This window comes from Acidiferrobacter sp. (assembly GCF_054609335.1).
The window spans coordinates 1-12,240 of record NZ_JBTRWP010000070.1; the positions used below are offsets into that span (position 1 = coordinate 1).

Annotated in this window: 9 protein-coding genes and 1 tRNA gene; 8 read left to right on the top strand and 2 right to left on the bottom strand. The window is 64.2% G+C overall.

What is annotated here, in order from left to right; all coding sequences use genetic code 11:
- Window positions 1-375: 375 nt before the first annotated feature.
- Both ACYCTF_RS13120 and ACYCTF_RS13125 read right to left on the bottom strand, forming a co-directional pair.
- Window positions 376-1,143, bottom strand: a complete 768-nt coding sequence (locus ACYCTF_RS13120; protein ID WP_461284259.1) for a site-specific integrase — start codon at window positions 1,141-1,143, stop codon at window positions 376-378.
- Between the two features lie 230 nt (window positions 1,144-1,373).
- Window positions 1,374-1,460 (bottom strand) — tRNA-Leu (locus ACYCTF_RS13125).
- 70 nt (window positions 1,461-1,530) lie between these two features.
- Here ACYCTF_RS13125 and queA point away from each other — a divergent pair.
- The 8 genes from queA to ACYCTF_RS13165 all read left to right on the top strand — a co-directional run.
- On the top strand, window positions 1,531-2,604 hold the full coding sequence (gene queA / locus ACYCTF_RS13130) for a tRNA preQ1(34) S-adenosylmethionine ribosyltransferase-isomerase QueA (protein WP_461284260.1): 1,074 nt from the start codon (window positions 1,531-1,533) through the stop codon (window positions 2,602-2,604).
- 193 nt (window positions 2,605-2,797) lie between these two features.
- On the top strand, window positions 2,798-5,935 hold the full coding sequence (locus ACYCTF_RS13135) for a PAS domain S-box protein (RefSeq protein WP_461285011.1): 3,138 nt from the start codon (window positions 2,798-2,800) through the stop codon (window positions 5,933-5,935).
- Between the two features lie 9 nt (window positions 5,936-5,944).
- Window positions 5,945-7,111, top strand: coding sequence for a tRNA guanosine(34) transglycosylase Tgt (tgt, locus tag ACYCTF_RS13140; protein ID WP_461284262.1), 1,167 nt, complete (start codon window positions 5,945-5,947; stop codon window positions 7,109-7,111).
- A 9-nt stretch (window positions 7,112-7,120) separates the two neighbouring features.
- Window positions 7,121-7,462, top strand: coding sequence for a preprotein translocase subunit YajC (gene yajC / locus ACYCTF_RS13145; protein WP_461284263.1), 342 nt, complete (start codon window positions 7,121-7,123; stop codon window positions 7,460-7,462).
- A 4-nt stretch (window positions 7,463-7,466) separates the two neighbouring features.
- Window positions 7,467-9,344: a protein translocase subunit SecD gene (gene secD, locus ACYCTF_RS13150; protein ID WP_461284264.1), complete on the top strand. Its 1,878-nt coding sequence runs from the start codon at window positions 7,467-7,469 to the stop codon at window positions 9,342-9,344.
- Entirely contained in the window at window positions 9,344-10,267 is a 924-nt protein-coding gene (secF, locus tag ACYCTF_RS13155; RefSeq protein WP_461284265.1) for a protein translocase subunit SecF, read from the top strand. The genes secD and secF overlap by 1 nt, the downstream gene beginning before the upstream one ends.
- Before the next feature lie 107 nt (window positions 10,268-10,374).
- Window positions 10,375-11,772 (top strand): hypothetical protein, encoded by a 1,398-nt coding sequence (locus tag ACYCTF_RS13160; protein ID WP_461279112.1) that lies wholly within the window; start codon window positions 10,375-10,377, stop codon window positions 11,770-11,772.
- A gap of 175 nt (window positions 11,773-11,947) precedes the next feature.
- Window positions 11,948-12,240 (top strand): bacteriohemerythrin (locus tag ACYCTF_RS13165; protein WP_461285012.1); only part of this gene is annotated, 293 nt, incomplete at its 3' end.

Genomic DNA, 12,240 nt, shown 5'->3' on the forward strand with positions numbered 1-12,240 from the left:
CCCATCAAAGCCGTTATCGGAGGCTGCTTAAACCCAATCCATACGACATCTTTGTTGACAAACACCGTTGGTGGTCGATATCTCATCGCAGAGCGTCCGGGAATTTCTCACCGATGTGGAAACCACTCGCCATTGTCGTGTTGCTACGCGTAACCAACGATTGGCCGCTATTCATGCATTGGCCCGTTTTGTTGGCGAGCACAGCCTTGAGCATATTGATTGGTGTGCGCAGGTCCGCTGTGTTCCTTACAAAAAAGGCGACCAAGCTACAGTCCCCTACTTGGACAAAGCCGAGATCGATGCGTTGAGGAATGAGAGCGGTCAACTGCCGTTTTTAGGGTAATCGAGGCCACCTCCATGAGCCCTAGACCTTTCTCAAAGAGCCTGCTCGTGGCGCAGGTCGTGGAAGGTTGGTCCCTCGACCCCCGCCGCCTTGCAGACCCGCTCGAAGGCCTGCGAGATGGAATCGGGGCGCATGGCCCACACACGCCCGTCGACATTGTGGGCCGCATTGCCCATGCGCCGGGGTAGCCCATCCAGGACGCCCAAGGCCGCTGTGGAGAGCGGCACCCGCCGGGGCGCCCCGGTCTTCGTCTCGGGGATCAGGAGGACTCGCGCCTTACGGTCCAGGTGGTCCCAGCGCATCGCCGCGATCTCCCCGCGGCGCATGGCGGTTTCGATGGCCCAGGTGATGAGGGGGCCAATCATCCCTCCCTGGTCTTTTGAGGCGGCCTCGACGAGGCGCCGATGCTCATCATCAACCAGTCGTCTTGTCCTGCCGCCCGGGAGCTTGGGACGCTGGCCCCGGATCCGCTTGACGGGATTTCCCAGGGACTCCATGCCCCAAGCGGAGCCTGCGACCGTGAAGACGTGGGAGAGTAAAGCGAGGTCGAGGCGGATGGCGTTGGCGCCCAAACCTTCCGCTTGCCGACCCCGGATGAAGGTCGCGATGTCCGAGCCCTTGATGGACGCCAGGGTGCGACGAGCGAGTGGGATCTCTGCGATCACCCGGGCGCGGATGGCTTCGCGCGATTGCGTTGACGGTTTCTTGGTCGGCGTGATCTCACGGAGGTAGCGGCCCAGAGCCTCGGCTAGGTTCGTCGATTCGGCCTCGGCGCGCGAAACGAAGACCCCGCTATCCATCTCCGACTCGATCTTCTTGGCTCAGGACTCAGCTTGCCCCTTCAGGTCAAACGTCTGCGCCATCTCTGGATAGCCTTTTTTCTTGATTCTGACCTGCCAAACTCGCCGCCCATTTGGCCCCGGCCTTGCTCGGAAACTCGCCATGTCCACCTCCGCCGTGCTCAGGTGGACATATGGTGGACATAACCAGGTAAGAAGGGAAGGATGTCGTCCTAACTGCTTGATTTTATTGGTGCCGGGAGAGGGGGTCGAACCCACACGGTATCTCTACCACCGGATTTTGAGTCCGGCGCGTCTGCCAGTTCCGCCATCCCGGCGCTCGCGCAGTATAACGGGTTTTGCTCACGAGACAACAGCACGCCGTCTTCCCGTATAATGCGCGCCGCTATGAACCCTGATGCCTTTGACTACGATCTCCCGCCCGAGCTGATCGCGCAAGCCCCGATCTCGCCGCGTAGCGCAAGCCGGCTCATGGTGCTCGACCCCTCGGATGGCGGGGTGACGGGCCGCCGCTTTGCTGAGCTCGGCGATTACCTGCGGCCAGGCGACCTCTTGGTCTTCAACGACACCCGCGTGGTGCCGGCGCGTTTCTTCGGACAACGGGCCACGGGCGGTCGGGTGGAGCTTCTGCTCGAGCGCTTTCTGGATGACACCGGGCGCGCCCATGTGGCTCTGCGGGCGAGCAAGTCGCCGCGCGTAGGCGAGGTGCTCGCGCTCGAGGGGGGTCTCAAGGCCACCGTGTTGGGCCGCGCCGATGAGCTGACTGAGGTCGTCTTCAGTGGTTCGGGCGATCTCATGGGCTTGATCGAGCGTGTAGGCCACGTCCCCTTGCCGCCCTATATCGCGCGGGCCGATAACGAGGAGGATCGGGTCCGCTATCAAACTGTGTATGCGCGGGCCCCCGGGGCGGTCGCGGCGCCCACGGCCGGCCTTCATTTTGATGAGCCCTTGCTCGAGCGGCTGGCCCGCCAGGGCGTGGAGAGCGCCTATGTGACGCTCCACGTTGGGGCCGGTACGTTCCGTCCGGCGCGCCCCGAGACCCTGGCGCAGGGGCGGCTGCACCCTGAACGTATTACCGTGTCCGCCTCGTGCGTGGCGGCGGTGGAGGCGACACGCTCGCGTGGCGGGAGGGTGATCGCGGTGGGCACGACAACAGCGCGCGCCCTGGAGGCCGCGGCTGCCACCGGCGCGCTTGCGCCCTACGTCGGGGACACGGACCTCTTTATTCGCCCAGGTTATGGGTTTCGGGTAGCCGAGGGTTTGATAACCAACTTTCATTTGCCGCGCTCCACGCTCTTGATGCTGGTATGCGCATTTGCGGGCTATGACCATGTCATGGGCGCCTACCGAAGGGCGGTCGCGGACCGCTATCGATTCTTCAGCTACGGCGATGCGATGCTCTTGTGGCGTGCGGGGAATGGGGAGGGAGGCGATTCAATGCATGGGCGACCGAAGGTCTGAGAGACCTTTGGTCGATGGCGCTGAAGCCCAGTCCGGTTGATGCTGGACTCCTGTTGGGATAACGAAAATAACGAAATTGTCGAATACTATTCTTGTCGTCGATCCATCCAGGGGAGGCAGTCTCGATCGGATTACTAAAGTCCTCACGCGTCTGGGTCTGGCTTCGTACCGGGCTTGTACGGTTGAAGACGCCTTGGCTTACCTCGTCGCACGTGCCCAAGCACCCCCCGCCGTGGTCGTGATCACCGACGAAACACCGCGCCCCTGCGCTGTCGCCGAAGACATCCTCCGGACCGCCCCTTGCGCTCATGTCGTGTTCGTGGCGGATCCGGCATGCGCCGACGAACTAGCCGCAAGTCTTTGTCAAAGTCCGATATCGAAGAGTACGCGCTGGGCCGTAAGCCCCCCTGACGAAGAACGGATGGGGGGGCTGCTGGCGTGCGCCTTAGCTGCGGCGCGTGCTCACTGGATCAAGGCGCGGGTTCAGGGTGGGGTAAGCCACCATGCGGCCGCCACTTTTGCGCTTGCAGACAAATGGCCGCTGATGGCGTGGTCGGCTGCGGCCTCTGGGGCGATCGACTATTTCAATGCGGAATGGGGATCGATCCTCGGAATCTCTTGCGACGACCTCGCGCGCCATGGTTGGATCGCCTTTGTGCACGATGTTGATCGTCTGCGCGCTCAGATCGCTTGGGAGCAGGCCTTGACCGAAGGCGGGCGCTTTACGGTGGAGGCGCGCCTGCGGGCGCGCGGTGGTCGATGGGCGTGGTGCCAATTGGAAGCCCGCCAGGGACAGACCCCAGAGGACGATGGGCGCTGGTACGGAAGCTGTGTCGTTCTGCGTGCCTCGCGCAGCGTGGAGGAGGCATGGCGATTTGTGAACGAAGTGGCGCGCCAAGTCACGGAGAATCTCGATTACGAGGCGACCCTCACCAACCTCGCGCAGGCGGTCGTACCGACTTTTGCCGACTGGTGTGCCGTGGACGTGATCAACGAAAACGGTGTCCTCGAACGCGTGAGCCTTGCCCACGAAAACCCCCAACTCGTGCGCGAGATCATGCAGAGGAGGTCCGGCGGGGCGGTCGGGCAATTGACAGCGGAGGATGTCGCGCGCACCGGCGAGCCACAGCTGGTCACGCATTTGGACCAGTCCTTGATCGATGCGCTGGTGCCCGATCCGTCATCCCGGGCCTTTTTCCGGTCGCTTGGGCTGCGCTCGTTTCTGCGCCTGCCGCTCAAGGCGCGCGGTCGCACGGTGGGCGTCATCACCTTTGTATTGTCGGGTCCCGGCACCCGTCTCTACGCCGAGGATGATCTCCTGCTTGCCACCCGCATCGCCCAGCAAGGCGCCATCGCCGTGGAAAACGCGCGGCTCTATCGCCGGGCGCGCGCCGAGGTCGAGGAGCGCAGCCGCGCCGAGCGGGCGCTTGCCACGAGCGAGGGGCGTTATCGATCCCTCGTGGAGGCCTCGGCGCAGATCGTGTGGAGTCTCGATGTCTCGGGTTGCGCCGGCGACGATATGACTGGATGGTGCGCGTTCACGGGCCAATCCTGCGAGGACGTGGCAGGCTATGGCTGGATGGCCGCCTTGGGTCCGCTCGATCGCGAGGCCGTGCGCGAGGGCTTGGTGGATCCGGGGGCGGGTCATGGCCCTATCGTGCGCGAGGGGGATCTGGCGGCGGCGGTCGGTGGTTATCGACGCGTGATGTTGCGTATTGTGCCCCTTTTCGGCGACGATGGGCGCCTGCGCGAATGGATTGCCGCCGCGACGGATATCACCCCCGAGAAGACCGCGAGTGAACTTCTGGCGCGCGAGAAGGAGCGCTTGGCGGTGACCCTCAATAGCCTCGGGGAGGCGGTCATTACGATCGACACCGTAGGTCGCGTCGCACTCTTTAATCGGGTGGCGCAGGGCCTGACCGGCTGGTCTGAGAGTGAGGCCTTGGGGCAGTCGGTCGATACGGTCTTACATCTGCGGGAGGCGCGCTCGCGTATCCGGCGCGAGCGCGTCGCCGAGCGCCTGCTCGACATACAGGGGCAGGCGGAATCCTGCGAGCGCTTCCTTCTTCAGGCGTGTGATGGGGGCGAACGGCTTGTCGTGTGCACGGCGGCGCCCATCTGCGACCCCGGCGGTCGGCTCGCAGGTGCGGTGGCCGTATTCCGCGACATCACAGCCCAGCAAAAGCTCGAGGAAGACTTCTTGAAGGTGCAGAAGCTCGAGTCTGTGGGGGTGCTAGCGGGCGGCATCGCGCATGATTTCAACAATATCCTGACGGCTGTGATCGGCAATATCGCGCTTGCCAAGATGCAGGCGCCAAGCGGGGATCGCGTCGAGCAGACCTTGGATGAGGCCGAAAAGGCTGCGTGGCGGGCGCGCGGACTTACTCAGCAGCTTTTGACCTTCGCGCGCGGCGGTGCGCCCGTGAAGCGCGCGGCCTCGCTTGGGGATCTGCTGCGCGAGGCTGTGCCCTGCGCGCTTGCGGGCTCGAAGGCGAAGTGCAGCGTATCCGTCGCAGATGACCTCTGGGGGCTTGCCTTCGACCCGGAACAATTGCGCCAGGCGGTCACCAATCTTGTGCTAAACGCCGCGCAGGCTATGCCTTCGGGCGGTCTTATTTCGATTGGGGCGGGCAATGCCTGGGTCGCGCCCGGGGATTCGCAAGCGCTGCGCCCGGGGCGCTATGTGTGCATCATCATAGCCGATGCCGGCATCGGTATTCCGGCGTCGCATCTCGATAAGATCTTCGATCCCTACTTTACGACCAAGGAGGGCCGCAGAGGGCTTGGGCTTGCGACGACCTATTCCATCATACGACGTCACGAGGGCGCGATCCGGGTGGAGTCCGAGGAGGGTCGCGGTACGCGATTCGAGATCTACCTGCCGGCCGCAGAGGTCGCAGAGCCGGTCGCGCCACCCCTGACGCGGAAGGCGCGTCGGGGGCGGATGCTGGTGGTGGACCGCGACGAGGCGCTTTTGCGATGGCTTGCGATGCTCCTTGACCATTTAGGCTACGAGGTGTCGACGGTGCGCGACGGCAGGCGGGCCGTGGAGGTCTATGTCGCAGCGATCGGTGAAGGCGATCCGTTCACGGCCGTGATCCTGGATCTCGCGGTAGCGGCCGGTGCCGGGGGCGAGGAGTATCTGCGGCAACTGCGCACGCTCGACCCGAATGTGCGGGCGATCGCCTCCAGCGGACATGCCAACGACCCGATCATGGCGGATTTCGCGCGCTTTGGCTTTTGCGGTGCCATTGCCAAGCCCTGTCAGCTGCGCGAACTCGAAGAGGTGATCGGCGGCGTGCTTGTGGAAAACGGCGAGCGTTTGCGCTAGCGTACACGCATGTCTCTTGTCCCTTTCGTCGAGTTGGGCCGCGACGGGCGTGCCCGCGCGTGCCGTTTATCGCTTGCCCATGGCGTAGTCGCGACCCCGTCTTTCATGCCGGTCGGAACCTATGGCGCGGTGAAGGGCATGAGTCCCGCCGAAGTGGCGGCCACCGGGGCCTCCGTGGTCCTCGGCAATACCTTCCATCTCATGGAAAGACCGGGCCTTGCGGTGATCGAGGCGCACGGCGGCCTGCACGGCTTCATGGATTGGACGGGACCCATCCTGACGGATTCGGGCGGGTTCCAGGTCTTCAGCCTCGCGGCCCTGCGGCGTGTGAGCGAGCAAGGGGTCGCTTTTCGTTCGCCGCGTGACGGTCGCCCCTTGGTGCTCACCCCGGAGCTTGCGATGCAGGCGCAAGCCACCTTGCGCTCGGACGTGGCGATGGTGTTCGATGAGTGCACGCCCCACCCGGCGACTCTGAGTGAAGCGCGCGCGAGCATGGAGCTGTCCCTGCGGTGGGCCGAGCGCAGCCGCGCGGCTTATACGGGCCCGGGTGCGCTCTTTGGTATCGTCCAAGGCGGACTTTACGAAGACCTGCGCGGGGCGTCAGCCGAGGGACTCAGGCGCATCGGGTTCGATGGCTATGCCTTGGGCGGCCTTTCGGTGGGCGAGTCGAAGGCTGACATGTACCGGCTCGTCACGCACTGCGCGCCACTCCTGCCGGCCGATAGGCCCCGTTACCTCATGGGCGTGGGGACGCCTGAGGATATCGTGACTGCGGTGAGCGCCGGCATCGACCTCTTCGACTGCGTATTGCCGACGCGCAACGCCCGCAACGGCTGGCTTTTCACGCGGAGCGGGGTCGTGAAGATCCGCAACAGCGGTTACGCGCGCGATTTGGGTCCCATCGACCCCGACTGTCGCTGCTATGCCTGTACCCGTACGACGCGCAGTTATCTCCACCACCTCCAGCGCTCGGGCGAGATGCTTGGGGCACGGCTGGCCACACTCCATAATCTGACCTATTACGGGGACCTGATGGCAGGGCTACGCACAGCCATTTTGGCCGGAAAGCTGGAGGAATTCGTCGATTCGTTCTATCGTACGCGCCATAAGCGCCCGCCGCGCACCCTCGGGGAGCTCCCCGAGGACTGCATGGCGGACCCCATAACCGCCGTTTAAAGGGAAATCATGGTACATATTATTAGCAATGCGTGGGCCGCCGCACCGGCCGCGGGCGCGGCCCCGGAGGGATCGGTCCTGGTGCAGATCCTGCCTTTCCTGGTGATCGCGGTTTTGATGTATGTGCTGATCCTGCGGCCCCAAAACAAACGTGCCCGTGAACAGCGCGCCATGCTCGCCGCTCTCGCCCCAGGCGACGAGGTGGTTGCAGCCGGCGGTCTGCTCGGGCGCCTGACCGAGGTCGGTCCCCAATATTCGATGGTCGAGGTCGCCTCCGGGGTCGTGGTGAAGATCCAGACCTCGAGCGTGCAACTCGTGCTACCCAAGGATACGATCGGGAAGGCGCGCTAGACTGATGAATCAGTACCCTTGGTGGAAGAACGCGTTCATCGGGCTTGTCGTCCTATTGGGCTTGGTCTATGCCCTCCCGAACCTCTACGGCGACAATCCGGCGGTTGAGATCAGGGCCGCGCATGGCGCTACGGTCAATCACGCGACCGTGGTCCAGGTTCAGCAGATGCTGGCGGGCGCGCAGTTGCCCTATAAGCGCATAAGCCGCGTCGGAAAAGGGGTGCAGGTGCGCTTCGCGCGCGCCGGCGTGCAGTTGCGCGCCCGTGACTTGATCAGCCAGAAGCTCGGGCCCGGTTTCCAGACCGCGCTTGCGCTCGCGCCGGCGGACCCTGCATGGCTGCGGGCGCTGGGCGCGCGTCCCATGTATCTGGGCCTGGATCTGCGCGGTGGGGTCCATTTCCTTTTGAAGGTCGACATGCACACGGCCTTGCGCAAGGCGCTCGTGGAAGACGCGCGGGCCTTACGCAAGGCGTTGCGCCGCCACCATATCCGTTACCGGGAGGCGCGGCTCGACCGGGCCGGGATGATCCACCTGCGGTTTCGCCATCAAGCCCAGGTCCATGAGGCGCAGAGCCTCATGGCGCAGCGTTTCACGGATCTTTCCGTCACATCGGCGCCGGACCACGGCCTGCACGCAGTCCTCACGCGCGCGGCGATCCTCGACAAGAGGCATTACGCCCTCGAGCAGAACCTCACGGCCTTGCGTCGGCGTGTGAACGAACTCGGCGTGGCGGCCCCGGTGATTCAGCAGGAGGGCCATTCGCGCATCGTGGTGGAGTTGCCTGGTGTCGAGGATATCGCGCGGGCGAAGGAGATCCTGGGTCGCACGGCCACGCTCGAGATCCACATGGTCGACGGCAAGGATAGCGTCGAGCGCGCTGTGTCGAGCGGACCGCCGCCTGGCACGCGCGTCTACCATGATAGGCACGGTCAGCCGATCCTGCTCGACCGCCGCGTCCTGTATTCGGGTGACGACATCACCAATGCCTCCACCGGCGTTGATCCGCAGAGCGGACAGCCCGTAGTGAACATCACCCTGAACGGGCGCGGCGCGGCCGTCAATGCCCGGGTTACGCGTCGCAGCGTAGGTCAGCGCATGGCGGTCGTCTATGTCGAGGTGCAGTCGCACCTGAAGCGTAATGATCAGGGTGTCCCAGTGCGCGGGCCCGATGGAAGACGGGTGCGTGTGACGCGCAAGATCGAGCAGGTGATCACAGCGCCCGTGATTCGCGAGGCTTTGGGGGGGAATTTCCAGATCACGGGCATAGGCAGTATCCGGCAGGCCCGTAATCTCGCGCTGCTCCTGCGGGCCGGCGCGCTCGCCGCCCCGGTCAGCATCATCGCCGAACGGACCGTGGGGCCGAGCCTCGGCGCCGCCAATATCGCGCGCGGTTTCTATGCGACGCTGATTGGGTTTCTCGCTATCGCGGTGTTCATGGCGATCTACTACCGCGTGTTCGGCTTCCTGGCCGCCGTGGCGCTTGCCAGCAACGTCGTGCTGCTGGTGGCTGTGCTGTCGATCCTGCAGGCGACGCTTACCTTGCCCGGCATAGCCGGTATCGCGCTGACCGTAGGCATGGCGATCGACGCCAATGTCCTCATCTTCGAGCGCATACGCGAGGAGTTGCGCAATAAGAATACGCCGCAGGCGGCGATCGCGACGGGATTCGAGCGGGCCATGGGGACCATCGTGGACTCGAATATGACCACGCTCATAGCGGGCCTCGCGCTCTTTTGGTTGGGATCGGGCTCGGTGCGCGGTTTTGCCATCACCTTGTGTCTCGGTATCCTGACCTCGCTCTTTAGCGCCATCCTGGTCACGCGGGCGCTTGTCAATGCAGTCTACGGACGTCGCCGTCGTTTGGCGCACTTAGGGATCTAATGGAATTCTTTCGCATAAGCCGCGACCTGCCCTTCATGCGTTATGCGCGCACGACGGTGTTCTTGTCGCTTGTTCTTTTCGCGATCGCGGTCGCCGCGCTCGTGACCCGCGGACTGAACCTGAACGTCGATTTCACGGGTGGCACCGTGATCGAGGTGCAGTTTCCGAAACCCACCTCACCCTCGGCCATCCGCCGGCTGCTGGTCGCCAATCGCTATACGCACGCACGCGTGGAGAATTACGGGACCGCGAGCAAGGTGTTGATTCGGCTACCCACGGAAGCGACGAAGAGCAAGGCCCTGGCAGTCTCGGTACTGCGCCTCATAGCGGCTCATGACCCGGGGGCAAGCCTGCGCAGCGTCGAGTATGTGGGCCCCGAGGTTGGCTCGGAGCTCGCCGATCAAGGCGCTTTGGCGCTTCTATTCGTTGCCCTTGGCATCACGATCTACCTGACATTGCGGTTCGAGTGGCGTTTCGCGGTCGGCGCCATCATAGCGACTATCCACGATGTCGTGATCGTGCTTGGCGTATTCGCGCTTTTCCACGTGAGCTTCTCGTTGACCGTCTTGGCGGCGGTGCTCGCGGTCTTGGGTTACTCCGTGAACGATACCGTGGTGGTGTTCGATAGGATCCGCGAGAACTTCCGGCGCATGCGTACCGGCACGACCGGCGAGATCATCGACAGCGCCATCACGCGTACGCTCTCGCGTACGATCATGACCCACCTTCTTACGCAGATGATGGTGTTGTCGATGCTGTTCCTGGGAGGCCCGGTCTTGTTTGGCTTCGCCCTGGCCATGACCGTGGGCATCGTCGTCGGCACCTACGGCTCGGTGCTCGTGGCGAGCCCCATCGTCATGTGGCTTGGTCTTACGCGCGAGGATCTCGTGCCGCGCAAGAGTGCGGCCGCCGATCGTCCTTGAGGCCCCCGCCGGTCTCGCCCCACGGTCGGCCCATCGGGCTTCGGTTGGCGCGGCGGTCTCGTCTGTGGTATTGAGTCCCTACCCCTTGAGGTGCAGGAGGTAGCGTTATGGACTTTTCCTATTGGACGCATACCGGACCCGCGGCATCCGCCGTGGTGGCGGCCTGGCTCGTTCTTTATTTGGGTCGGCCGAGTTTCCATAAAGGGGCGCGGGCGCTGGCGCGTGTCATGCGCCATCCTCTGAAGCTTGGCGAACGCTTCCTGCGCGCGGGGGCGGCCGACATCCGCAGGCGCAACGGAGCGCTGTTGCAGGCGCAGGCGCGCGCCGAGGCGACGCTTGCGATCGAACGCGAATGGGCGCGTCTCGACGAAGTGGTGCGGCGCGATGTGCAAGGTTTCCCGGCTCTGCAGGAGGCCTTGCTGCGTCAGATCGAGCAGTGGGAGGCGGAGTTCGTGCGCTCCGGGGAGATCCCGGAGCCCTCGCCGGAATGGGCCAAGGCGGTGTCCGCGGTCGCCCGCTTGAAGACGGGTGACGATGGCGTGAGCGAACGTCTTCAGGCCGGATTTCAGGCCTTCGTGCAGAAGGCGCAGGACGGGGCCTTGCGCGAGCGGCGCAAGGTGGTGGCCGAGCGTCACCGGCAGCTCGGTCGTGCCCAACAGATGTGGCAGGTGGTCGCGCGCAGCCTGGAACGTGTCAACAATCGGCTCGCGCGCGTGGCCGAGTCCGCGTTCACCATCCATGAGGCGGTGGAGCGCTATGAGGGCCTCTGCGCGCGGGCGCCGGTCTTCGATCGCGCGCTGGTAGCCTCGGCCGCCTCGCGGCTTTTGGTCGCGGGCTTCGTCCTGGTCGTGGCGGCCGGCGGCGCATTCATGAATGCCCATCTCATGGAGGTGCCTTTGCGGTGGCTTGGTGTCGGGCACGGTTTGGCAGTGGCCGGCCACCCGGCCTCCGAGATCGCCGCCGCCATTCTGATCGCCATCGAGGTGGTGGCAGGTATCGTGCTGTTTGATGCCCTCGACGTGACCCATCTCTTTGGCGTGGTGTCGGTTTTGCCGAAACGCGCGCGGCGCCGGGCGGCGGGCGGGGCGCTTGGTGTGCTCGTGACGCTGGCCGCCTTGCAGGCGCTGCTCGCCTTCGTACGCGAGAACGTCGTGCAGGTCGTCCCCATGGTCAAGGGGGTGCCGGCGCCCGATCTCCCCTTATGGCAGACCGCAGCCGAGGTGCTGCTCGCCTTTGTGCTGCCAAGTCTCATGGCCTTGGTAGCGATCCCATTGGAGGCCTTTGTTTTTTCGCTGCGCGCCGTCATGGGCGTCATCGTCGAAGGCCTGGTGCGCATACTTGCCTTTAGTCTGCGGCTTGTCGAACGCACGCTCGCGGGCGTGATCGATTCCCTGAGCGCCCTGTACGACCTCTTCATCCTGCCGCCTTTGTTGCTGGAGCGCGCTTTTCAGTACGGGGCCCACCTGTCCTCCGAGCGCCGGCGCGGCGCGTCCCAGAACCACTGAGGGCGCAGGCCCCGGCCGCGCGCCCAAGAAGCGAGGGCGCAAGTCGGCGCCGGGCCATCGGGCGTTGCTTAAGACCGCGCCTTCGGGCTTGATATCGATCAAAAAATGTACACCCCCAAAGAGATACGCTCGTGCCTCATCTTCGGTACATACAACTCAACACGGTGTATTCTCTATGGAACAGTTGTTAGCGTGGACGGACGAACTCAGTGTTGGGATCGAGGAGATCGACAGGCAGCACATGGAGCTGGTGGCGCTCTTGAACGAGCTCCATGTGGCGATCACGGAACACCGGGCGTCGAGCGCCTGCCTCGCGATCCTCGATAAGTTGATCGAATACACACGCGTGCACTTTACGGTGGAGGAGAGCCTGTTCCGTATCCTGGATTATCCGGGCTACGGTCCCCACAGGCAGGAGCACGAGAAATTGATCGAGCAGATTGTGGGGTTTCAGCAGAAGCTCAAAAA

Bases quoted from the DNA above. Each gene is read 5' to 3' on its own strand.
- ACYCTF_RS13120 (WP_461284259.1), bottom strand. From the start codon at position 1,143: ATGGATAGCGGGGTCTTCGTTTCGCGCGCCGAGGCCGAATCGACGAAC.
- yajC (WP_461284263.1), top strand. From the start codon at position 7,121: ATGGTACATATTATTAGCAATGCGTGGGCCGCCGCACCGGCCGCGGGC.
- secD (WP_461284264.1), top strand. From the start codon at position 7,467: ATGAATCAGTACCCTTGGTGGAAGAACGCGTTCATCGGGCTTGTCGTC.
- ACYCTF_RS13160 (WP_461279112.1), top strand. From the start codon at position 10,375: ATGGACTTTTCCTATTGGACGCATACCGGACCCGCGGCATCCGCCGTG.
- tgt (WP_461284262.1), top strand. From the start codon at position 5,945: ATGTCTCTTGTCCCTTTCGTCGAGTTGGGCCGCGACGGGCGTGCCCGC.
- secF (WP_461284265.1), top strand. From the start codon at position 9,344: ATGGAATTCTTTCGCATAAGCCGCGACCTGCCCTTCATGCGTTATGCG.
- queA (WP_461284260.1), top strand. From the start codon at position 1,531: ATGAACCCTGATGCCTTTGACTACGATCTCCCGCCCGAGCTGATCGCG.